Source organism: Novosphingobium sp. BL-S-34, assembly GCF_056857015.1.
In genome coordinates this window covers 509,929-532,672 of the sequence record NZ_CM166472.1, presented here as the reverse complement: position 1 = coordinate 532,672, position 22,744 = coordinate 509,929, and the positions used below count along the sequence as shown (strand labels likewise).

At 64.8% G+C, this 22,744-nt stretch carries 19 protein-coding genes and 1 tRNA gene; 8 read left to right on the top strand and 12 right to left on the bottom strand.

The genetic code is table 11. From position 1 onward, the window contains the following. Positions 1 to 18: 18 nt before the first annotated feature. Positions 19 to 1,047 carry an SPOR domain-containing protein gene (locus AC1VV3_RS02500; protein ID WP_431568591.1) on the bottom strand — a complete coding sequence of 343 codons (1,029 nt, stop codon included), beginning with the start codon at positions 1,045 to 1,047 and terminating at the stop codon, positions 19 to 21. After that, positions 1,031 to 2,119 (bottom strand): lytic murein transglycosylase, encoded by a 1,089-nt coding sequence (locus tag AC1VV3_RS02495; RefSeq protein WP_132262777.1) that lies wholly within the window; start codon positions 2,117 to 2,119, stop codon positions 1,031 to 1,033. The genes AC1VV3_RS02500 and AC1VV3_RS02495 overlap by 17 nt, the downstream gene beginning before the upstream one ends. A gap of 186 nt (positions 2,120 to 2,305) precedes the next feature. On the opposite strand from AC1VV3_RS02495, the gene AC1VV3_RS02490 reads away from it, so the two are divergent. The 6 genes from AC1VV3_RS02490 to AC1VV3_RS02465 all read left to right on the top strand — a co-directional run bounded on the left by AC1VV3_RS02490 (position 2,306) and on the right by AC1VV3_RS02465 (position 8,037). Beyond that, positions 2,306 to 2,395 (top strand) — tRNA-Ser (locus tag AC1VV3_RS02490). Between the two features lie 182 nt (positions 2,396 to 2,577). Beyond that, a complete protein-coding gene (locus AC1VV3_RS02485; protein ID WP_482961946.1) occupies positions 2,578 to 3,426 on the top strand; it encodes a TIGR03620 family F420-dependent LLM class oxidoreductase in 849 nt (282 codons plus the stop codon). 101 nt (positions 3,427 to 3,527) lie between these two features. Beyond that, complete coding sequence (locus AC1VV3_RS02480; RefSeq protein WP_165921325.1) at positions 3,528 to 4,454, top strand: patatin-like phospholipase family protein; 927 nt, start codon at positions 3,528 to 3,530, stop codon at positions 4,452 to 4,454. A gap of 140 nt (positions 4,455 to 4,594) precedes the next feature. Further along, positions 4,595 to 4,723, top strand: coding sequence for an entericidin A/B family lipoprotein (locus AC1VV3_RS02475; protein ID WP_132264101.1), 129 nt, complete (start codon positions 4,595 to 4,597; stop codon positions 4,721 to 4,723). Positions 4,724 to 5,253: 530 nt separating this feature from the next. Then, positions 5,254 to 6,630 carry a purple acid phosphatase family protein gene (locus AC1VV3_RS02470; RefSeq protein WP_431568594.1) on the top strand — a complete coding sequence of 459 codons (1,377 nt, stop codon included), beginning with the start codon at positions 5,254 to 5,256 and terminating at the stop codon, positions 6,628 to 6,630. A 255-nt stretch (positions 6,631 to 6,885) separates the two neighbouring features. Then, positions 6,886 to 8,037, top strand: coding sequence for a sulfotransferase family protein (locus AC1VV3_RS02465; RefSeq protein ID WP_431568595.1), 1,152 nt, complete (start codon positions 6,886 to 6,888; stop codon positions 8,035 to 8,037). Positions 8,038 to 8,098: 61 nt separating this feature from the next. Here the strand turns inward: AC1VV3_RS02465 and AC1VV3_RS02460 are convergent, their stop codons facing one another. From AC1VV3_RS02460 to acs, 5 genes are all read right to left on the bottom strand, one after another. Beyond that, on the bottom strand, positions 8,099 to 9,142 hold the full coding sequence (locus tag AC1VV3_RS02460; RefSeq protein ID WP_431568596.1) for an AI-2E family transporter: 1,044 nt from the start codon (positions 9,140 to 9,142) through the stop codon (positions 8,099 to 8,101). 201 nt (positions 9,143 to 9,343) lie between these two features. Next, positions 9,344 to 9,622 (bottom strand): hypothetical protein, encoded by a 279-nt coding sequence (locus tag AC1VV3_RS02455; RefSeq protein WP_431568597.1) that lies wholly within the window; start codon positions 9,620 to 9,622, stop codon positions 9,344 to 9,346. Positions 9,623 to 9,754: 132 nt separating this feature from the next. Beyond that, the gene (locus AC1VV3_RS02450) at positions 9,755 to 10,765 is read right to left on the bottom strand and encodes a transporter (protein WP_243840832.1); all 1,011 of its coding nucleotides are present in this window, start codon (positions 10,763 to 10,765) and stop codon (positions 9,755 to 9,757) included. Positions 10,766 to 10,798: 33 nt separating this feature from the next. Continuing rightward, entirely contained in the window at positions 10,799 to 12,418 is a 1,620-nt protein-coding gene (locus AC1VV3_RS02445) for an inorganic phosphate transporter (protein ID WP_431568598.1), read from the bottom strand. A gap of 170 nt (positions 12,419 to 12,588) precedes the next feature. Beyond that, the gene (acs, locus tag AC1VV3_RS02440) at positions 12,589 to 14,538 is read right to left on the bottom strand and encodes an acetate--CoA ligase (protein WP_431568599.1); all 1,950 of its coding nucleotides are present in this window, start codon (positions 14,536 to 14,538) and stop codon (positions 12,589 to 12,591) included. A gap of 270 nt (positions 14,539 to 14,808) precedes the next feature. Here acs and AC1VV3_RS02435 point away from each other — a divergent pair, with 270 nt between their 5' ends. Further along, positions 14,809 to 15,321 carry a GNAT family N-acetyltransferase gene (locus AC1VV3_RS02435; protein WP_132262763.1) on the top strand — a complete coding sequence of 171 codons (513 nt, stop codon included), beginning with the start codon at positions 14,809 to 14,811 and terminating at the stop codon, positions 15,319 to 15,321. A gap of 343 nt (positions 15,322 to 15,664) precedes the next feature. Here AC1VV3_RS02435 and lpdA read toward each other — a convergent pair whose 3' ends face one another. The 3 genes from lpdA to AC1VV3_RS02420 are packed head-to-tail and all read right to left on the bottom strand — an operon-like array spanning position 15,665 to position 18,779. Continuing rightward, positions 15,665 to 17,080, bottom strand: coding sequence for a dihydrolipoyl dehydrogenase (lpdA, locus tag AC1VV3_RS02430; protein ID WP_431568600.1), 1,416 nt, complete (start codon positions 17,078 to 17,080; stop codon positions 15,665 to 15,667). A gap of 4 nt (positions 17,081 to 17,084) precedes the next feature. Then, the gene (locus tag AC1VV3_RS02425) at positions 17,085 to 17,423 is read right to left on the bottom strand and encodes an acyl-CoA thioesterase (protein WP_132264097.1); all 339 of its coding nucleotides are present in this window, start codon (positions 17,421 to 17,423) and stop codon (positions 17,085 to 17,087) included. A 42-nt stretch (positions 17,424 to 17,465) separates the two neighbouring features. Then, positions 17,466 to 18,779 (bottom strand): pyruvate dehydrogenase complex dihydrolipoamide acetyltransferase, encoded by a 1,314-nt coding sequence (locus AC1VV3_RS02420; protein ID WP_431568601.1) that lies wholly within the window; start codon positions 18,777 to 18,779, stop codon positions 17,466 to 17,468. Between the two features lie 166 nt (positions 18,780 to 18,945). Between AC1VV3_RS02420 and AC1VV3_RS02415 the strand changes: the two genes are divergently transcribed. Next, complete coding sequence (locus AC1VV3_RS02415; protein ID WP_086490535.1) at positions 18,946 to 19,401, top strand: universal stress protein; 456 nt, start codon at positions 18,946 to 18,948, stop codon at positions 19,399 to 19,401. A 74-nt stretch (positions 19,402 to 19,475) separates the two neighbouring features. Here the strand turns inward: AC1VV3_RS02415 and rnr are convergent, their stop codons facing one another. Together rnr and AC1VV3_RS02405 are read right to left on the bottom strand one after the other, a co-directional pair. Further along, complete coding sequence (rnr, locus tag AC1VV3_RS02410) at positions 19,476 to 21,728, bottom strand: ribonuclease R (RefSeq protein WP_431568602.1); 2,253 nt, start codon at positions 21,726 to 21,728, stop codon at positions 19,476 to 19,478. A gap of 88 nt (positions 21,729 to 21,816) precedes the next feature. After that, positions 21,817 to 22,692 (bottom strand): sulfite exporter TauE/SafE family protein, encoded by an 876-nt coding sequence (locus AC1VV3_RS02405; protein ID WP_431568603.1) that lies wholly within the window; start codon positions 22,690 to 22,692, stop codon positions 21,817 to 21,819. Between the last annotated feature and the right edge of the window lie 52 nt (positions 22,693 to 22,744).

The following is a 22,744-nucleotide window of genomic DNA, read 5'->3' as shown; positions in this document are numbered from 1 at the left end:
GCGCGAAACGACCCTTTATCAATCCGCGCGCTGGATTCGTGCGTCGCTATACCCTGCTGCCTTGGCCTTCTCCAGCGCTGCGGCAGCTTGTGCACGGTTTGCGAAGGGCCCCATCTGGACGCGCCAGAACTTGCCGCCCTTGGTCACGCTGGCGCCAAGTTGGCTGGCGGACTTGCGGGCATTCGCCTCGACGGAGAAAGCCCCCACCTGGACCACTTCGCTGCCCTTTCGAGCCGGCTTGTCGGTTGTGGTCACGGCTTTTGCAGGAGGTGCGGAAACGGCAGGTGTTGGGCGCGAAGCTGGTGCGCTTGGCCGGGGCTTCGGGGCAGGCACGGGGGCCACGAAAGGCGCAGGAAACGCCGGAGCGGCTTTGCGCGGCGGCAGCTTCGATTCCGCGCCAGCCACCTGCGGGGCGGCGGGAGCAGCCTGCTCCGCTGGGGTCAGCGCTTTTGGATTTGGTGCTTTCGGCATCGTCGGCGGCGATGAAGGCGGCGGCAGCAGCGGCGATTGCTCCGCCAGCTTGCGGCGGAGAACCTTGAGCAGGCCTTCCGGGGTCTCCATGCGTGCGGGAACCGGGGTACCGCTACGCAGGGCGGCCCGCTCGACTTCCGGCGGATTGACCCTGCGGACGCGGACGGCAGAACGCGCGCCGGACGCCAGCCCGAGTTGCGCGGCCGCCTCGGGCGCCAGTTCCAGCAGCGCGTCGTTGGTCATGGGACCGCGGCGTTCGAGCCGGACGAGGATGGTCCGGCCGCTGCCCAGCGCGGTCACTTCCACATAGCTGGGCAGAGGCAGCGTCTTGTGCGCCGCGGTAACCCCCGTGCCGTCGCCGGCTTGTGCATAGCCTACCGCGTCGTAATTCAGCTGGTCGACGGGCGTCCAGGTGACGGCGCCGATGGTGAACGGCTCGCCCACGACGACGGGGTAATCCGCAGCGGGTCCGGTTATCCCCGCCGGTGCGCTGCCACTGCCCTGCGCCGGTGCGGCCAGGGAAGCGGTCAGAAACAGCGCGGCGAGCGGCAGGGCATGGTTAACGGGCAATCTCATCTGCAAGCAACCCCACGGACAGTGCGTAGTAGTTCGAGCAGTTGTACTGGAGGATCACCCGATAATTACCGGTTAACAGATAGGCCGGCGTACCGGGACCGTCGGGCTGGAACAGCGAGGTCAGCACCGAATCTCCGATCGGTCGCTGCGCAGTTACGCCCAGGGCGCGCCATTCGGAAACGGTCTTCCATTGGCCGTGACGGGCATGGACCCGGTCGCACGTCGGCGCGGCGAGCTTGCTGGCGTAGGCGTTGGCGTTGAAGCCCGAAGGCAGGGAGGCCGGAACGCCCCAAGGCTGCCCGGGACGCCAGCCGGAATCGCGGAAATAGTTGGCAATCGAGGCGATCGTATCGGCCGGGCTGGTGAAGATGTCGCGCGTGCCGTTGCCGTCACCGTCCACGGCCAGGCGCAAGTAGACGCTTGGGAGGAACTGGGGATAGCCGAAGGCCCCTGCCCAGCTTCCCTTGAGGCGATACGGGGGCACGCCCTGGTCCACCATCTTCAGCAGCGCGACCAGTTCGCCTTCGAACAGCCCGCGGCGGCGGCCTTCCCAGGCAAGTGTCGCCAGCGATCTTGCCAGGTCGAAGTCACCGACATAGCTGCCGTAATTGGTTTCATGCCCCCAGATCGCGAAGAGCACCGGTGCCGGTACGCCGTAACGCCGCTCTATGCTGGGGAGGATGCCGGAAAGCTCCGCATAGCGGGAACGCCCGCGGGCAATGATGCTGGAGCCGACATGTTGCGCGATATAGGGCGCGACAGGAGGCGGCGTGGTGGAGCGGCTCGGCTGCGCCGAATCGAGTTCGATAACCCGTTGATTCGGAACCAGTCCGGTAAGAACCCTCGAAATCGTCGCATCGCTGACACCCTCGCGGCGAGCCCGCGCGCCAACCGTTTGCAGGTAGGCCTGGAAGGTCTGGCCCGCCACGGTCTGCGGCGCGGCGCTTTGATAGGCGCTTTGGCCGATGTCCTGCACGACGGGCTGCGCATCCACCGAAGCGGTCGGCAACATGGCCAGAGCGACGACAAGAAGAGGATGGCGCAAGGGACGTAGCTTCAGGGAGACAGTCATCCCCGCAAATCTTGCACAATGCGGCGGCGTTGCAAATGGCTGGCGTGCATCCCCCGTGGACAGTCACCGCAAGCGAGCAGCCTTCCGTCTTGATCGCGTGCCTTGTCGCACCGGAAACGGATTGGCCGGACCGCTGCAGTCGACACTTGCAAGCCGCTCCGATTGCTCTATGCGCTCTCGCGGTAAGGACAGGTGGCCGAGTGGTTTAAGGCAGCGGTCTTGAAAACCGCCGTGGGTGCAAGCTCACCGTGGGTTCGAATCCCACCCTGTCCGCCATCACCCCCCAAGACTGCCGCCCACCAGGCGCCGCGCCAGCGTGACGCGGGTATCCCTCGTTCCCGAACGACGCTGATACCGCTCGGGCGTTGAAGACCCTCCTCGAACCTGGCGCGATCTCCCTTATGAGGAAGGCAAAGGCGCAATGCAGTGTTCCGCGCCGGCAGCTTGGGAGAACGCCAATGCCTTCGCTTGGACGGATCGGCGTATGGTCCATGGAATTGCGGTTCGGCGACGCTGGCCAGGCCGCCCACGCGGCGGCGGAACTCGACGAAATGAGCTATGGAACCTTGTGGATCCCGGGCGGCATCGGCGGGGATGTCACGGGCGATATCGAACGGCTGCTCGATGCCACGCGGCATGCGACGATAGCCACCGGCATTCTCAATATCTGGAAGCACGATCCCGAGGAGATCGCTGCCTGGTGGAACGGGCTGGCGGATGGGCGGAAAGAGCGGGTGTTTCTCGGGCTCGGCGTAAGCCATTCGCATATCGTGGGCGAGGCCTACGCACGGCCGCTGACGGTGATGTCCTCCTATCTAGACCGTCTGGATGACGCGGGCCTGCCTGAAGAAGTGCGCTGTCTGGCAGCGCTGGGTCCGAAGATGCAGGCCCTGGCACGCGATCGATCCGCGGGCAGCCACCCTTACCTCGTCTCGCCAGAGCATACCCGTTCGGCCCGGGAAGCGCTCGGTCCGGGGCGCATTCTGGCGCCTGAACAAGGTGTGGTTCTGGACGAGGATCCGGCAAGCGCCCGCGAAAAGGCGCGTGGCGCGCTTTCGCAATATGTGCAGTACCCCAATTATCGCAACAGCTGGCAGAGGCTCGGGTTCAGCGTGGCGGAGATCGATGCGCTGGACGATCGTCTGGTGGACAGTCTGTTCGCATGGGGCGACGTGGCCACGATCAAGGCGCGGCTCGATGACCATTGGGCCGCGGGTGCGGACCATGTCTGCATTCAGGCCGTGACTGGAAAAGGTCTCGATATCGAAGCGTCGATGGAAGTCTGGAGGGCTGTCGCAGCCGGGTGACGTGCCATCTTTCCTGATGCGCCCCGCGGCCAGTCATAATATCATGGCAGCCTTCCTCGCGGATCAGGAGAGACGCGGTGCCATCCAGACTTGCGATAGTATTGAGCGGCGGCGGCGCGAAGGGAGCGTTTCAGGTCGGCGTTCTCGATGCCTTGATGACGAAGCATGGCGTTAAACCTGCCATCGTGGTGGGCACCTCCACCGGCGCAATTCAGGCCCTTGCCGCTGCGCAGGACGATATTCCGGGGCTGCTCGACGTATGGCTCGGGCTGCGCGGCGATCAGGATATCTTCAGGAAGCGCGGCGGCGTGGCGGGCGCGGTCCTGTTCGGAGAGAAGGCAATCTACGACGCGGCGCCTCTCCGGCGCCTTCTCAAGCAGTTCGCCGATCCTGCGAAGCTTGCCGCGTCCGGTGTCGACCTGCGGCTCGGGGTGGTGAACCTTCAGAGCGGGGAGTTCAGGACGATCGACAAGACCGTCCCGAACATCGAAAACTGGGTCTATGCCAGTTGCGCGATGCCGGTGTTTTTCGATCCGCTCCAGACCAGCGACAAACAACAATGGGTCGACGGGGGCGTAAGAGACGTCACCCCGCTGGGAGCGGCGCTCGAACTCAACCCCACGGGCGTCATCGTCATTCGGGCCTCGCCTGCCAGCGGCTCCCCTTCGACAAGGAAATACGGCGGCCTGATCGACATCGGGCTGCGCGCCGTGAACCTCTTGCAGTCCGAGGTCTCCCGGAACGACCTCATGAACACGTCGCTGATCAACGATATCCTCGCGGCGCGTGACCAGATGTTCACCGCGCTGGAGGCCAGCGGAACGCCTGCCAACGAAGCGGCCCGGTTGCTGCTTCCGTTGGACAACCAGATATCCCGATACCGCTTCGCACAAGTGCGGGTGATCGAGCCCCGCGAAGAGTTCTCCGACACGCTGGAGTTCGATCCCGCCAAGATCCGCCGCGCGATCGAGGCGGGCCGTGCCGCCGTCGAGGAGCAATGGCCGGCCATTCAGGCTCTGGTCAGTTGAAGTTGCCCTGTTTCAAGCCGGCGGAAGGTACTGTCCGATCAAAATTTCACATTCGATCGAAAGTGCCGGAACCCGGGGGATTTTAGAGGTTTGATCCTTCTCGCAGTCACGAAGGCTGCCTGAGAACCGGAAACACGAAGATGAAGAAAATAATCATTGCCATTATCGCGGGAAGCGTCGTGATGTCTGTGGCTGCCTGCAATACCGTCAAAGGCGCTGGCCGCGATGTGCAGTCCGTGGGTCAGGCTGGTGAAGACGCTATCAAGTAAAAATTGGGATGAAATAAGGATGGGCATGACAATGCGCCGATGTCCTGATTTCATCTCGAATTACAAGTCTGATTCATGCGTCGTGAACGATCAGGGGCAACAACGCTCCTGATCGTTAACCGCGGAATAGACTGGCCTCTTGAAGTAAAGACCGTGCCGCGTTGTTTCCAGGAACGTTCAGCCTGTAGACTGGTCCGAGGCCTGCGCTGCGTATCTCCGGCCACCGGTTTCGCGCGCGCGTTCGCCCGGTTATCCGAGAAGGATGGCAGGAAACTGGCGCAAGTGTCATGCAACCGTCATTTCCTTGGCCAACTAGCCCCGTGAGAGCCGGCGTCGTCGGCAAACAGCCTCATGAGCGGACCGTGATCCTCTGGAGATGGGCCGAGGTCGGCCCTGCTGCCGCCCTGCCCCATGCCTGACGTCACACGGCCGGGCCGCTGCGCCGCTATTTCCGGAGCCATCGAACCATGCCATCCATGCCCCGCCCCTGCCTTGCTACCGCACTGGCGCTTTGTATCGCACAGCCCGTCATGGGCCAATCTCCGGCGGTACAGTCTGGATCTCCATCCGCGCAGCAGGCGGTTCCGCGCTCGGCAGGCACGCCCTATGCCTCGCGCAATCTGCCCGATCGGATCATGTTGACCCCCGCAGCCGACCCCAGCACCGGCATGGCCGTGGCCTGGCGCACTGACGTCGCGCAGACCGCCAGCGAGGCGCAGATCGCTATCGCCGTGGACGGGCCGACGCTGGGAGAGAAAGCGGTTCTTGTGATCGGCACGCCGGGTGTGGCCAAGGACAGCGCTAATGGTCCGGCGCTCTACCACCAACTCCGCTTCGAGAAACTGACGCCCGACACCGTCTATGCCTACCGCCTCAAAGGCAGCGCCGGCTGGACGGAATGGATGCAGTTCCGCACCGCCTCCGCAGAGGCGAAGCCGTTCCGGTTCCTCTATCTCGGCGATATCCAGAACGGCATCCTGACGTACGCCAGCCGGGTGATCCGCCAGGCGTTCCATGCCAATGGCGGGATCGAACTGGTGCTCCACGCAGGAGACCTCGCCGCCCAACGCGACGATCTCGATCATGACGATGAGTGGGGCGAATTCAATCAGGCCGGCGGCTACAACTGGAGCATCGTTCCCCAGTTGCCCGCCACCGGCAACCACGAATATGTCGACGTGGCACTGCCCAACGGGGCGGAGAGCCGCAAGCTCGGCCCTTATTGGCCGCTGCAGTTCGCGCTGCCTGCGAATGGCGCGCCTGGCGTGAAGGCCACGACCTACTTCGTCGATTATCAGGGTGTGCGCTTCATCGTGCTGGACGGCACGTCCGCGATCGATCTGGGCACCATGGCGCAGCAGACCCGCTGGCTGGACGAGACCCTCGCCTCCAGCAAGGCGAAGTGGAATGTCGTACTGTTTCACCAGCCGGTCTTCACTTGCGCTCGCCCGCAGGACACCTCGGAGATCAAGCAGGCCTGGAAGCCGGTATTCGACAGCCGCAAGGTCGACCTCGTCCTGCAGGGCCACGACCATTGCTACAGCCGCCTGACCTCAGCAGCAGGGCGAGAGGCGTCCGCAGCCATGCGCAAGGACGGCAAAGTCCAGGGGCCGGTCTATCTGGTGTCGGTAACGGGCGCCAAGATGTACGGCCTGAACGATCGCGCCCGCACGCAGCCCGACAAGACGGCCGAAGCGACCGAACTCTATCAGGTCGTGGATGTTTCAGGCGACACCTTGAAGTTCCGCACCTTCACGGCTTCGGGCAAGCTCTATGACGGATTCGACCTTCAACGCCGGACGGACGGCAATCACCTGATCGACATCGCAGAGCCCACGATCGCCGTGCGGACTTGCCTGGGCAACGTCGGCCCCGACGGCGGCAAGTGCGTGGCACGCGGCAAGTAAGTGCCAGTGAAGCCGGGACATCGGTTCACTTCGATGTTCCGGCTGACCGAGCCACCCTCTCGACGCACAGGCATCCCGCAAGAGCGGCGCAATATGGCCTGATCTCCATAACGCGGCCAGATCGCGATGTAGCGGCCGATTGCCGTCGGCGCCGCGCCGCAACAGACTTCCCGGCAAGAGAAGTGGCGCAAAACGCCATGGTCCGGTCGATGCGACTATCCGGCGACCGGTGCCCGAAGCAATGGGAGAGCTTGGATGACACTGGCCGAAACGATCGTCTCCGGCGCGCGCGAGCGCTCGGGGAACACCACTTGGGACGACGCCGAAATCCGCGAGGCGCTGCGGATCCTGACCGAAGCGATCGAGGGCGAGGCGAACCTGACGGACATGGGCCTTGCCGTGTTCACCCGCAATGCCACCGAATACCTCGCCAATCGCATGCGGGTGGAGGACTGGCTGGCCCGCCATCCCGAGATCCTGGACGCCCCGGTTGAAAAGCCCACGTTCGTATTCGGCCTGCCCCGCACCGGGACGACCCTGACGATCAACCTGCTCAACGAAGACTCGGCGCGCCGCTGTTTCCTGCGGTGGGAGGCCTTCGCCTCGACCCCGCCGCCAAGGCCGGAGGAGTTCCACGCTGGGCCGCGCTATGAGGCGGCGCAGGCGCAGATCGACCATTCGCTGAAAGTCATGCCGCACATTTCGGCGATTCATCACGAGGATGGCGACAGTCCGTGCGAGTGCCAGTTCTCAATGGCGCCGAGCTTCGTCTCGCAAGTCTTTGATTCCCAGTATAACATTCCCAGCTATCATCGTTGGTTTCTGGATGAGGCGGACTACCTGCCCGCCTTCCGCCACCAGAAGCGCCTGCTGCAACTTCTCCAATCCCAGGCGCCCGGCCGCTGGACACTGAAGAACCCGTGGCATCCGCTCTATCTGGACGCGCTGACCGAAGTCTATCCAGACGCCCGTCTGGTGATGACGCACCGGGACCCGGTGGAAGTGGTGGGCTCCGCCTGCAGCCTGGTGTGGAACGTGCGGCGCATGTTCAGCGAGAGCGTGGACCGCGCGGCGATCGGCCGCGACATGGTGGAGACGTTCGTGGTCATGATCGCCCGGCAGAACGATTTCCGCAGGCGCCATGGCCGCAACGCGATCCATGACGTGCTCTACACCGAACAGCTTCGCGACCCGCTGGGCACGATGCGCCGCCTCTACGCGCATTTCGGCGAGGAACTGAGCGGCGAAGCGGCCGCAAACATGCAGCGCTACCTGGACGACAAGCCCAAGGACCGCTTCGGCAAGCACAGTTACGATCTGGCCGACTACGGCCTCACCGCTGGAGAAATCCGGGAGCGCTTCGCCGACTACTGCGCCGATTTCGACGTGGCGATGAGCCCCGCCTGAAAGGCAGCCCTGCGCCTCCGGCCTGGCTTCGCCGGCGGCGCAGGGCGGCCTTCAGCGGCGCCTAGCCCGGTTGCGGCTCGACCCACTGCCGCCAGACGAGCAGCAGCGCGGCCATGATGACGGGGCCGATGAAGAGCCCGACCAGCCCAAGTTCGGCCAGTCCACCGAAAGCGCCGATCATGGCGAGCAGGAAAGGCAGCTTTACCGCGCTGCCGATCACGGCCGGTTGCACGACGTTGTCGCCAACGGTCATCACCGTCACTCCGAAGCCGAACAGCAGGCACCCGGCCAGAACATGGCTGGTGCCGATCAATATGAGACTGGCCAGACCGAAAGCGGCCCAGGCGCCGAAAGGCACCAGCGCCAGCGCAATCGTGAAAGTCCCGAACAGCAGCGGCTGCGGCACGCCGGCCACGGCGTAGGCGATCCCCAGGATGCCGCCTTCCAGCACCGAGACGAGGACCGTGCCGTTCACGGTCGCCCGAACGGCTCCGACCATCCGCTCCAGGAAGTCGCCCCCGAAAACGCCGAACATCCGTATCGACACCTCGCGGGCCTGTCGGCCGATCAGCATGCCGCGGGAAAGCAGGGAGACCAGGGCGAACAAGGTGACCAGGAACAACGCGGATTCCCGGGCCACTTCGCTGCCGATCGACCGCGTCCAGGTGAGGATCGAGCTTGCGCTGAAAGAGCCGAGCAAGGCGTTTGCAGCCTGGGGATTGCCGATATGCTGCTGCCAGTAGAGCGCGGCACGGTTTCCGATCAACGGCAACGATGGCAGCCACGCCGGCATCGGAATGCCGGTTTGCTGGACCTCTTGGAGCCAGTGCATCGCCGCCTGGCTTTCCTGCATCAGCGTGACCGCAGCCAGCGAAAGCGGCCCTATGACGACCAGTGCGGTTACGACCGCAAAGCCTGTCGCAAGCCACCCAGGGTGATTCGGGAACCGCTGAAGCGCGCGCCGGTAAAGTGGCCATTCGGCCATGGCGATAACCGCCGCCCAGGCAAGAGGCGTCAGGAATTCACGCGCCATCCAGATCGCCAGCACGGCGATCAGGGCCGTCAGGCAAAGCTGCCGCGTCCTGACGCCGGCAGGTTCTGTCATGGAAGCGGGCGCGTCCTGAGCAGGCGGATGTTCGGATAGTGCCTCGCTCATGACATCGCCTTATCCTCGCAGGCACCCCGGACCATTGTCTCTCCCGGCGCAGCGACAGCCGAACCGTGAGGCCTGCCGGTCGATCTGGACAATCAGGCCAGATACGACCCGGCCCTTCCGATATCCGCCATCGGCGGCCTGGCGAGAGGCCTAGCCGTTTTCAGCGGGCTTCATGCTGCCGATAGCGGCATCGATCATGACCTGCCACGCGTCATGCGCGTCGCTGTTCCCTACCGAGTGCCCGCGCTCGTGTTCCAGCAGCTTGTGGCCAGCCTCGCACATCACGGGGGTGGGGACGCGAAGCGCCCGAATGACGGTGCGGACGTTCTCTCTCAATTGTTCCTGTGCATCCGGCGTGAGACGGTGGAATTCGTCACCGTCATGCTGCGCCTTGGCCAGCGCTTGTGCGGCTCGTTCGATCAGCGGCATCCAGCTCTCCCTTTCTTGCAATTTCGAGACAGGCTATCACGGCCCGCGGTTCGCACAACAGGGTTTGCGACGGGCGCCACGATGAAATTTCGCGCAAGGGAAAGCCTAGCAAGCAAGGCGGGGGCGCCCTGCTCAGCGGCGCATGAAACCCATCCAGCGCAGCAGCAGATAAGTGGCGATGGCCGCTCCGCCGGCGATGAGCGTGGCGTGGATGGTGCCATAAGGGCCGTTCGCGAAGGGAAGGCCGCCGGTGTTCATGCCGAAGATCCCGGTCACAAGCGTCGCCGGAAGCATCAGCGCGGTGATGATCGAGAGAATATAAAGGTTCTGGTTGGTCCGCTGCGATTCCTGGATGTCGAGTTCCTCGCGCAGCAGGCGCAGCTGCGACTGGACGCCGAGCACATCCCCGTCGAGCGACTGGATGCGCTGGGCGATCTTCTCGACGGTCGGTAGCAGCACCTCGGGAAGGTCTTCGTCCTTTTCGAGACGCTGGAACACGCCGCGCATGCCCGAGATGATCCGCTGGATCTGTGCCAGGCGGCGGCGGATGCCGATGAGGTCGCGCGCCTTGGGCGGATCGCGGGCGTCGAGAAACATATCCTCGACATGCTGCACTTCGGCGCTGAGCGCGCGGCAGATGTCGGCGATGTTCTCGCTGATGGCGCCCACCAGCATTTCCAGCGCCTGGGATTCTCCGAAGCCCCCCACCCAGCGCGACAGGCGATTGCGCACGATGTCTGCCGAGCGGATTGGATGGAGCCGGGCCGTAATCATCAGCCCGGGCATCAGCGCCATGCGCAGCCCGCCGACGCGCGCCGTGTCTGCCACGTCGAAGTCCCGCTCGAAATCATGCAGTACGCAGGCCACGGTTTCGCCCTCGACTAGGGCGCGCTGGTGCGTGTCAGCGGAAAGGAGCAGCTCCCGGGCGGCCGGCGCCAGGGTGTCGAACTGCTCGATCCAACGCCGCGTGCGCTGATGCGCGAGATTGAGGTGAAGCCAGCGAAACCGCCCCTCTGGCGGGACCTCGCAGTCGGTAATGGCAAAAGCGCCGTCGGGGGTGGCATCCATGCCCCAGATCAGGCCGGGCCCCATGCCACCATGCGCCGGTTCCACCGGGATCAGTCCCGGCGCCTCTTTCGCCATGCAGTCTCTCCGTCTTTACGGATCGGAAGACTATCAGAATATCTGCGCAAAGATCATGTAGAGAACGCCGGCCATCACGATCGAGACCGGAAGCGTGAGAACCCAGGCCATGAGCAGGTTGCGGATCGTGCTCATCTGCAAGCCCGAGCGGTTCGCCGCCATCGTGCCCGCGACGCCCGATGACAGGACGTGCGTGGTGGAGACCGGCAGGCCGAGGTGGTCCGCGCCGAGAATGGTGCCCATGGCGACCAGTTCGGCGGCCGCGCCCTGCGCGTAAGTCAGGTGCGTCTTGCCGATCTTCTCGCCCACGGTGACGACGATGCGGCGCCAGCCCACCATCGTTCCCAGGCCCAGCGCAAAGGCGACGGCAATCTTCACCCAGGTCGGGATGAAGCGGGTGCCCGCGTCCAGCGAGGTCTTGTAGGTGGCGAGCGTCTTCTGCGCGCCTTCCGAAAGCGCCTCGGGCTTCTGCTTGCCCAGCCCCTTGATGGCTTCGGAAGCGAGATACATGTCATTGCGGATGTTGCTGACCGCGGCCGCCGGAACCTTGGCCAGCGAGCCGTACTGGCCGACTTGCGCATCCACGTCGTGGACCAGGACCGAAAGTGCGGGAAGCGTGGCCGGCGTGAACGTCTTTTCGGCGATGTAAGTCGTCACCTGACGGCGCGCCTCGGCCGGATTGACGCCCTGCGCCTCGACGCTGCCGTTGCTGCTGCCGACCAGGGCGGTTTCGGCGGCGATCGACTGGGAGTGGAACTCCGCCATGTAGCGTTCCGGCACCGCGCGGTTCAGGGCATAGGCAGTGGGAACCGTGCCGATCAGGATCAGCATGATCAGGCCCATGCCCTTCTGGCCGTCGTTCGAGCCATGCGCGAAGCTGACGCCCGTGCAGGTGAAGATCAGCAATGCCCGGATCCAGAGCGGCGGCGGCAGGCCGTCCTTGGGTTCTTCATAGAGTTCGCGCTTGCGGATGAGCACGCGCATGGCGAGGAACAGCAGCGCTGCCACGCCGAAGCCGATCAGCGGCGAGAACAGCAGCGCCTGGCCGATTTCGGCCGCCTTGCTCCAGTCCACGCCGGCCGTTCCGCTCTTGCCGTGCATCATGGCATTGGCCACACCGACACCGATGATCGAGCCGATCAGCGTGTGCGAACTGGACGAAGGAATGCCGAGCCACCAAGTCGCGAGGTTCCACAGGATCGCCGCCAGCAGCAGCGCGAAGACCATGGCGAAACCCGCGCTGGAGCCCACTTGCAGGATCAGTTCGACCGGCAGCAGCGATACGATGCCGAAGGCGACGGCGCCCGTGGAAACGAGCACGCCCAGGAAGTTGAAGAAGCCCGACCATACCACCGCGACATTGGCAGGCATGGCATTGGTGTAGATCACCGTGGCCACGGCATTGGCGGTATCGTGGAAGCCGTTCACGAACTCGAAGCCGAGGGCGATCAGCAGGGCGATGAACAGCAGCACGAACGGCAGATAAGTGGTCGGCTCCACGCCGACGGCCGCCGCATCCGTGTAGACGCTGTAGGCGACATAGCCGATGGCGGCGACGATGGCGGCACCGAAGCCGATCTTTCCTGCGGCGCCCAGTCCTTTCTCGAGATCGGGTCGGGTACTGGCCGGGGTTGCCGCTAGGGTCGCGTTCATGGATTCGCCTCAGTTACGTGAGGGAAACCTTACGTACCTTCCATGACACAAATGCTGCGCGCCGCTTCGACGCGGCCAGGATTTCCCCGCGTGCCTGCCGATTGTCCAGTTGCGGCGCTGTCAGGGCCGCATGTTGGGTCCTGACAGCGCCTAGGAGCAGCACTTGCCCGTCAGGCCGTCGCGGGTTGCGGGCGGTTGGCGATCAGATTGTCGACGACGGAGGGATCCGCCAGGGTCGAGGTATCGCCCAGGTTCGAGAAATCGTTCTCGCCGATCTTGCGCAGGATACGGCGCATGATCTTGCCGGAACGGGTCTTGGGCAATCCGGGCGCGAACTGGATCACGTCGGGCGTGGCGATCGGACCGATCTCGTGGCGAACCCATTTGATCAGTTCGCGGCGGAGATCCTCGTCGGGCTCGATTTCGGCATTGCACGTGACGAACGCGTAGATGCCCTGCCCCTTGATCTCATGGGGCATGCCGACGACCGCGGCTTCGGCCACGGCCGGATGGGCGACGAGCGCGGATTCGACTTCCGCCGTGCCCATGCGGTGCCCCGATACGTTGATGACGTCATCGATCCGGCCGGTGATCCAGTAGTAGCCGTCCTCGTCCCGGCGGCAGCCGTCGCCGGTGAAATAAGTGCCGGGGAACGTAGAGAAATAAGTCTGGAAGAAGCGTTCATGATCGCCCCAGACGGTGCGCATCTGGCCGGGCCAGCTATCGGCGATGACGAGGCAGCCATCAGCCGCCCCTTCCAGAACGCCGCCCTCGTTGTCGAGCAGGACCGGCTTGACCCCGAACAGCGGCTTGCTGGCCGAACCCGGCTTGAGCGCGGTTGCGCCCGGCAGCGGGGTGATCATGGCGCCGCCGGTTTCCGTCTGCCACCAGGTGTCGACGATGGGGCAGCGCCCCTCACCCACGACGTCGTGATACCAGGACCAGGCCTCGGGATTGATCGGTTCGCCGACGGAGCCGAGCAGTCTCAGGCTCTGGCGCGAGGTTTGCTTCACCCAGTCGTCACCCTCGCGCATCAGAGCCCGCAGTGCGGTGGGCGCGCCGTAGAATATCTCGACCTGGAACTTGTCGACCACCTGCCAGAAGCGGCTCGGATCGGGGAAGTTGGGCACGCCCTCGAACATCACCGTGGTCGCGCCGTTCATCAGCGGCCCATAGACGACGTAGGAGTGGCCGGTGACCCAGCCGATGTCCGCCGCGCACCAGTAGATCTGGCCGGGTCGATAGTCGAAGACGTATTCGTGCGTCATCGAAGCCCAGACCGAATAGCCACCGGTCGTGTGCAGCACGCCCTTGGGCTTGCCGGTGGAACCGGACGTGTAGAGGATGAACAGCGGATCCTCGGCATTCATCTCTTCAGGCGGGCAATCGGCCGACTGCTCCGCCACGGCCGAGGCCCAGTCGATGTCGCGTCCCTCGACCATCGGCACGTCGGCGCCGGTGTGGCTGAGGACGATGACCGTCTCCACGCCCGGGCAGGCCTTGAGCGCCTCGTCGACATTGGCCTTGAGTGCGATCTTCTTGCCGCCGCGCAGCCCCTCGTCGGATGTGAGGACGATGCGGCTGTCGCAGTCCTGGATACGGCCGCCCAGCGCGTCGGGCGAGAAGCCGGCGAAGACGATGGAATGGATCGCGCCGATCCGCGCACAGGCCAGCATGGCGACCGCGGCCTCGGGCACCATCGGCAGGTAGATGGTCACGCGGTCTCCGCGCTCGACTCCGCGGGCCTTCAGCAGGTTGGCGAAGCGGCAGACGGACTCGTGAAGTTCACGGTAGGTGATGCGGCGTTCCGGGTTCTTCGGATCGTCCGGTTCCCAGAGGATAGCCACGGCGTCGCCGCGCTCGGCAAGGTGACGGTCTAGGCAGTTCGCGGAGAGATTGAGCGTACCGTCGGTGAACCACGAGATGCCGAAGTCCGCTTCGTGGAAGCTGGTCTGCTTGACCACGCTGAACGGCTTGATCCAGTCGATCCGCTGCGCTTCCTCCCGCCAGAAGCCTTCGGGATCTTCCAGCGAACGGGCGTACATGTCCTGGTAGCGCGCCTCGTCGATCAGGGCGTTCTTGGCCCACTCGGTGGGCACGGGATAGATGGCCTCGGCCATGATGTCCTTCTCCTCTTGCCGGTATCCTCTCCGGCAGACTTCGTTCCCGGCGGGCCTGGAAGCCGCCGTTTCCCCGCCACATTAACCGATGTTCGCCGGAGCGCCACTGTCTTCCGGCCACTTGTCTCGGCAGCGGGACATAAGGGGCACGCTGTGTTAGCCTTGGCGCGTCTACCGGGCGGCGCGATGATCTCGATCAAGGCCGTGCGTGCTAGAAAGACTTAGAAATCCGACACGAACCACCCCCGATGCAGCCGGAGTTCTCGATCCATGTCCCTCAATGACGCCATCACCCTGCCCACCCGATCCGGGATCGCCCTCGACGTTCGCCCGGCGCGGGAAAGCGATGCCGAGGCACTGGCACAGTTCTTCGAGCAGGTGACCGAAGACGATCGCCGCTTCCGGTTCTTCGCGGCCGCGGACCGGGTGAGCCCGCAGCAGATCGCGCCGATCGTCAAGGCGGATCACTACCAGACCGAATCGTGGCTGGGCTTCTCCGACCAGGGGCAGATCGTGGCTTCGGGCGTGCTGGCTTATGACGACCAGGGCGACACCGGCGAAGTGGCGATCTCGGTGCGCGGCGACCACAAGGGCAAGGGCGTGGGCTGGGCGATGCTCGATTTCCTGGGCAACCAGGCGGAGAAGCGCGGGTGCAAGCGGGTGATCGCCATCGAAAGCCGCGAGAACAGCGCCGCGATCGAAGTGGAACGCGACAAGGGCTTTCTTCCGGAACCGTTTTTCGGCGATCCGACGCTGGTGCTGCTGTCGAAGTCTTACGATTGAGGGAGGCGCAGCTTTTCGCTGCGGCTTATCGCCAAGTTCCCGCTCGCATTGAAATCTCGTGATGCCCGCGAAGGCGGCGACCGCGCTTTTCTTTAGAGCACGCAAAGACGTGGAGGCGTAGAGAAGTGGAGGCGTAGAGAAGTGGCGCCCCGTCCCCCTTCGTCATTGCGAGCGTAGCGAAGCAATCCAGAGCGGCTCTGCGCGACTCTGGATTGCTTCGCTACGCTTGCAATGACGAAAATGGTTTGAAAGTGTGAATCTCCCTGCGTTTGAACTGGAAGCACGCACAAAAAAGGGCGGGCCCGCAAGGACCCGCCCTTCTCTTTTCACATGAGCCGAAGGCTCAGATGTGGATGGCGCGTCCGTAAGCGGCCAGTACCGACTCGTGCATCGCTTCCGAGATCGTCGGATGCGGGAACACGGTCTGCATGAGTTCCGCCTCGGTGGTCTCCAGCGTCTTGCCGACGACGTAGCCCTGGATCATCTCGGTCACTTCCGCGCCGATCATGTGGGCGCCGAGCAGTTCGCCGGTCTTGGCGTCGAACACGGTCTTCACGAAGCCTTCCGGCTCGCCCAGCGCGATCGCCTTGCCGTTGCCGATGAACGGGAACGTGCCGGCCTTCACGGTGTAGCCCGCTTCCTTGGCCTTCTCCTCGGTCATGCCTACCGACGCGATCTGCGGGTGGCAGTAGGTGCAGCCCGGGATGTTGTTCCGGTCGAGGCCGTGCGGGTGCACGTCCTTGTTGCCGAGTTCCTTGGCGATCGATTCGGCAGCGGTCACGCCTTCATGGCTGGCCTTGTGGGCGAGCCAGGGTCCGGGCGTGCAGTCGCCGATGGCCCAGATGCCGGCGGCATTGGTGCGGCCGTAGTCGTCGATCTGGATGAAGCCGCGGTCGGCCTTGATGCCGAGCGCTTCCAGACCGATTTCCTCGGTGTTGGGCACGATGCCCACGGCCGAGATGACATGGCTGAAGTCGTGCTCGGCGACTTTGCCGTCCTTGCCCTTGATCTTGGCCTTCACGCCCTTGTCGGTGGCGGTGATCGCCTCGACGCCGGCGCCGGTCAGGATCTTCATGCCCTGCTTGGTGAGGGCCTTTTCGAGGAACGCGGAGACGTCCTTGTCCTCTACAGGCACGATCCGGTCGAGCATCTCCACGACGGTGACGTCAACGCCCATGTCGTTGTAGAAGCTCGCGAATTCGATGCCGATGGCGCCCGAACCCATGACCAGCAGCTTGGTCGGCATCTCGGACGGGGTCATCGCGTGGCGATAGGTCCAGATGCGCTTGCCGTCGGCCTTGGCGAAGGGCAGTTCGCGGGCACGCGCGCCGGTGGCGACGATGATGTGCTTGGCGGAGACTTCGGCAGTCTTGCCATCCTTGTCGGTTACCGCCAGCTTGCCCTTGGCCACCAGCTTGCCGGTGCCCATGTGGACGGTGATCTTGTTCTTCTTCATCAGGTGCGTGACACCGGCGTTGAGCTGGGCTGCAACGCCGCGCGAACGCTTGACGATGGCGGCGAGGTCGGCGGTGATGTTGTCCGCGGCCAGGCCGTAGTTCTTGGCATGCTGCATCTGGTGGAACACCTCGGCCGAGCGCAGCAGCGCCTTGGTCGGGATGCAGCCCCAGTTGAGGCAGATGCCGCCGAGCAGCTCGCGCTCGACGATGGCGGTCTTCAGGCCCAGCTGGGCGGCGCGGATGGCCGCGACATAGCCGCCGGGGCCCGAACCGAGGACGATGACGTCGTAGGTATCAGCCACTGTCTTACTTCTCCTGATCGATGGCGCGCGGTTGACCGAATTCGTTCACCGCGACGAAAGTGAACACGGCCTGCGTCACTTTCACTTCTTCCTCTTCGTGCCGATGCCGGCGCCAGGCTTCGATGGCGATGGTCAACGAAGTCCGGCCCACGCGCTGGATCTCGCCGTAGACCGAGACTTCGTCACCTACCTTTACGGGCAGGTGGAACTGCATCCCGTCCATCGCCACCGTCACCGCGCGTCCGCGCGAGCGACGGGCGGCGACGAGGCCGGCACCCATGTCCATCTGGCTCATCAGCCAGCCGCCGAAGATGTCTCCGTAGGCATTGGCGTCGGCCGGCATGGCAGTGACCCGGATCACCGGGTCACGTCGTGTCTCGGTCACTTAGGCGACCATGCCCAGCGGCGTTTCGATGTATTCGCGGAATGCGGCCATCAGGCGGGCGCCGTCGGCACCGTCCACCGCGCGGTGGTCGAAGCTGCCGGTCGCGCTCATGACGGTGGCGACGCCCAGCGAATCGTCGGGCATGACCCACGGACGCTTCTCGCCCGCGCCCACGGCGATGATCGTCGCCTGCGGCGGGTTGATCACGGCGGTGAACTGCTTGATGCCCATCATGCCCATGTTCGAGATCGAGGCGGTGCCGCCCTGATACTCGCCCGGCTGCAGCTTGCCTTCCTTGGCGCGCTTGCCGAGATCCTTGGTCGCCTTGGCGATTTCGGAGAACGACTTGCCGTTGGCGTTCTGGACGATCGGGGTGATCAGGCCGCCCGGGATCGAGACGGCGACCGAAACGTCGGCGCGCGCATACTTGATCAGCTCGTTTCCGGCGAAGGTCACGTTGCATTCCGGCACGTCGATCAGAGCGCGGCCGAGCGCCTTGATCAGCATGTCGTTGACCGAGACCTTCACGCCCTGCTTTTCGAGCATGGAGTTGATCTCGGCGCGCAGGGCCATGAGCTTGTCGAGGCGCACGTCCACGGTGAGGTAGATGTGCGGCGCTTCCTGCATCGACTGCGTCAGGCGGCGCGCGATGACCTTGCGCATGCCCGAAAGCTTCTCGACCGAGTGCGGGATGCGGTCGTCGAGCAAGGCGCGGGTTTCCGCCGCCATCTCGACAGCCGGGGCCTTGGCTTCGGCCGAACCGGCGGCAGGAGCAGGTGCTGCGGCGGCAGGCTTGGCCGGCGCGGACTTGGCGCCTTCCACGTCGGCGCGCACGATACGACCGTTGGGGCCGGAGCCCTTCACGGCAGCGAGGTCGACGCCCTTGTCTGCGGCGATCCGCTTGGCGAGCGGCGAGGCGGCGATACGGCCTTCCTTCGAAGCGGCAGGCGCAGGAGCGGAGGCGGCAGGCGCCGGTGCGGCAGCCTTCGGCGCTTCGGCCTTGGCTTCCGTGGGCGCCTTGGCAGGAGCGGAAGCAGCAGCTGGTGCAGCCGAAACGGCGCTGGCGTCTTCGCCGTCACCGGCGAGAATGGCGATCACGGTTCCGACCTTCACGCCGTCGGTACCTTCGGCAATCAGGATCTTGCCGATCGTGCCTTCGTCGACGGCTTCGAACTCCATCGTGGCCTTGTCGGTCTCGATCTCGGCCATGATATCGCCGGAGCTGACGGTGTCGCCTTCCTTAACCAGCCATTTTGCCAGTTTTCCCTCTTCCATAGTGGGGGACAGGGCGGGCATCTTGATGTCGATTGGCATGGAAGCTTGTGTGTCCCTTGTTTTCCTTGGGGAGGTATGCGGGGTCCGCCTTTCCTTGGACAAGTTGGCGCGCGCGCACAAGCGCCTTCACGATCCTTTTTTCGCATTCGTGATGGCTTGCACCATGACCTGAATAGCCCGATAAGCCCGCATCGAGAGGAAACCCATGCGCATCTACCTGGTCATCGTGGACGAAACGGAAGAGGCGCTGGTGGCCTTGCAATTCGCCGCGCGCCGCGCCGCGAAGACCGACGGTGCGCTGCATCTTCTCGCCGTGGTCCCCCCCCAGCCCTTCAATGCTTTCGGAGGGGTCCAGGCAACCATTGAGGAAGAGGCCCGCGCCCGCGCCGAGACGCTGGTGACGGCCGCTGCCGGAAACCTTTTATCACAAGGCGCTAAGATGCCGGTCATCTCCGTTCGCATGGGAGAAGACATCAAGATCGTGCGCGAATACCTGAAAGAGCACGGAGAGGTTTCGGCCCTCGTGCTCGGCGCTGCCAAGGAGGGCGGACCGGGGCCGCTCGTCACGCACTTCACCGGCGCCGGACTGGGGCAGATGCCCTGCCCGGTCTTCGTGATCCCCGGTACCCTCGACGCCGAAGCGATCGAGCGCCTGAGCTGATACCGCGAAGCCTATCGTTCGCCTGAGAAGGCCGCCGTCCCGGATCGGGTCCGGGACGATCAAGCCTTGAATCGCTACTTCTTCTTGCGCCCCTGATGCCGGATATTCCCTGGTCGGCCGCGGGGCGAGACGAAGTGCTTGCCCTTCTTCTTCAGGGGCTGCGGCCGGCCGCGCGGTTCGATGCGGCCGCCGCCTTCTTCCAGTTCGAACTTGAGCGCACCGGTCAGCGGATTGGCTTCCGCCAGTCGCAGCCGCAGGATCTGGCCCATGGCATAGGCGGTGCCGCTGCTCTCGCCTTCCAGGACTTGCGCCTTTTCGTCATAGCCGAAGCGCTCGTCGCCCAGGGTCGAAACCGGCACGAGGCCGTCGCCGCCCAGGCCGATGATCGTGGCGAAGAAGCCAAACTTCCGCACGCCGGTGATGCGCGTGTCGAACACTTGGCCCACGCGGCCCGAGAGCCAGGCCGCGACATAGCGGTCGATGGTTTCGCGCTCGGCTTCCATCGCCCGGCGTTCGGCCTGGCTGATGGCATCGCTGACCCGGCCCAGATCGTCACGGTCGCGTTCGGAAAGGCCCGAGGTGGCCGGGATGTCGCCCTGCGGTCGGGGCTGCTCCAGCCCATAGGCATCGACCAGCGCGCGGTGCACGAGAAGGTCGGCATAGCGGCGGATCGGCGAGGTGAAATGCGCGTAGGAAGCGAGCGCGAGGCCGAAGTGCCCTTCGTTGCGCGGACCGTAATAGGCCTGGGTCTGGCTGCGCAGCACGGCTTCCATGATGAGCGCCTTTTCGCTCTCGTCCACGATGTCCTTGAGCATGCGGTTGAACAGGCCCGGCGTGATTACCTGCCCCAGCGAGAGATTGCGGCCGAAGGTTGCCAGATAGTCCTTGAGCGCGGTCAGCTTTTCGCGGCTCGGGGTCTCGTGGACGCGGTACACGACCGGGGCCACCTTGGCCTCCAGCGCCTTGGCCGCGGCCACGTTGGCGGCGATCATGAAGTCTTCGACAACGCGGTGGGCATCGAGCCGCTCGCGGATGGCGATTTCGGTGATGCGGCCCTGCTCGTCCAGCTTCACCCGGCGTTCAGGCAGTTCGAGTTCCAGCGGGTCGCGCGCCTGGCGGGCTTCGGCCAACAGCTTCCAGCAGGCCCAGAGGTCCTGGAGATGGTGCTCCGCCCTGCCCTCGTCGATGCGGGCCTGGGCTTCCTCATAGGCGATGACTTCGTCGATCCGCACCAGCGCGCGGGTAAAGCGCCATTCGGTGACTTTGCCCTGCCCGTCCACCTTGAGATGGCAGGCCATGGCCGCGCGGTCCTCGCCCGAGCGCAGCGAGCAGACGTCGGCACTGAGCACTTCGGGCAGCATCGGCACGACGCGGTCGGGGAAATAGACCGAGTTGCCGCGGCGCCGTGCCTCGCGGTCGATCTCGCCGCCCGGACGGACGTAGAAGGACACGTCCGCAATGGCGACGAGCGCGTCGAAACCGCCCTCCGCGTTAGGCTTGGCCCAGATCGCATCGTCATGATCGCGCGCGTCGGATGGGTCGATGGCGACGATGGGCAGGTGCCGCAAGTCTTCGCGCTGTTCATGGCTGAGCGGCATCTTGGCCGAAGCTTCGGCCTCGGCAATCGTCTCGCTCTCGAAATGGTTCGGAATGCCGTGCTTGTGAATGGCGATCAGGCTGAAGGCCTTGGGCGCCAATGGCTCGCCAAGCACTTCGGTGATCTTGACCGAGGGACGCGCGGAACGGCCGATCGGCTCGGCCAGCACCAGCTCGCCCTTTTCCGCACCGCCCAGGTCGGAAATCGGCGAGGAGTTACGGATGCGCTTGTCGACCGGAGCCAGCCAGGGCTTGCCCGCACCATCGATCTCGACAACGCCGAGAAGCTGCTCGGAACGCAGCATCAGCTTCTTCATCGGATAAGCACGCCATCCGGTCTGCGTTTCCTCCGTGCGCGCCAGCACCCGGTCGCCCTTCTTGAGCGCCGAACGGCCCTTCTCGATCAGGCGGATGCGCGGCGGGGGCGTGGCATCGTCGGGCGCCCAGGTGTCCGGCACGGCGATGGGCTCGCCCTCGCTCACGTCCACGACGCGCAGTACGGTGACCTTGGGCAACCCGCCCATGCGGTGAAACGCGGTCCGCTTGCCGTCGATCAGGCCTTCCTCGGCCATGTCCTTCAGCAGCGCCTTGAGCTGGATCTTTTCGTTACCCTTCAGCCCGAACGTGCGTGCGATCTCTCGCTTGCCGACGGGTTCGGCCGAGTTCTGGATGAAGTCGAGGATTTGCTCGCGCGTCGGGAGGCCAGGCTCGGGCCGGTTCTTGGGAGGCATGGTTTCCGCCATGCGCCGGAATGGCCTTCATTGCAATGGCGGCGGCATGCCGATGGGGCGATGCCGCCGCCCGGTACGCGAGAATGGTTCAGGGCTGCTTGGCCGCCGCCTCACCCGCGATCGTCACGGCCGGCGCGGTGACGGGCACGGCATGAGGCTTCTCGCCGGCATTGGCCTTGAGGAACAACTGCCAGGAAGAAACGGCCAGAACGCAGGCCAGCAAGGGCTGGAGAATTCGGTCCGAGGCGTGGGAAGACAAGTAGCTGCCGATCACGACACCCGGGATCGAGCCGATCAGCAACACCCCCAGAAGCGGGAAGTCCACGTCGCCGATCATCCAGTGACCGAAGCCGGCGATGAGGGCCAGCGGCACCGCATGGGCAATGTCGGAACCGACGATGCGGGCCACGGGGAGCTTGGGATAGAGTACCAGCAGCACGGTCATGCCGATGGCGCCAGCGCCGACCGAGGAAATCGAGACTGCAATGCCGATGGCGGCGCCCAGCAGCACGGTTCCCGTCAGCACCCGCGAACGGGGCTGGATCGGATCGATGTCATGGGCCAGCCTCAGCAGCCACTTGCGGCATATGACCGCAAGCGCCGTGACGCCCAGCAGCACGGCCAGCGAAACCATGATGAGGCGCTCGGTCGAATTGCCGACCTTGCCGAACCAGGAAAGCGTCGCGAGCGTCAGGATTGCTGCGGGAACGCTGCCGCAGGCCATGCGGCGCACGATGCGCCAGTCCACCGTCTCGCGCTTGCCGTGGACGGCAGAACCCGCGATCTTGGTCATGGCGGCAAAAAGAAGGTCGGTACCGACTGCCGTCTGCGGATTTACGCCGAACAGCAGCACGAGCAGCGGCGTCATCAGCGAACCGCCGCCCACGCCCGTCAGCCCCACGAGCACGCCGACGAGCATGCCCGCAATGACGTGCAGAAAATCGAAATGCTGCGTCAGTGCCATATGTGCCCACCGTTACCCGAAATCGCCCGTTCTCCAAACTGGTGGGCTTGTG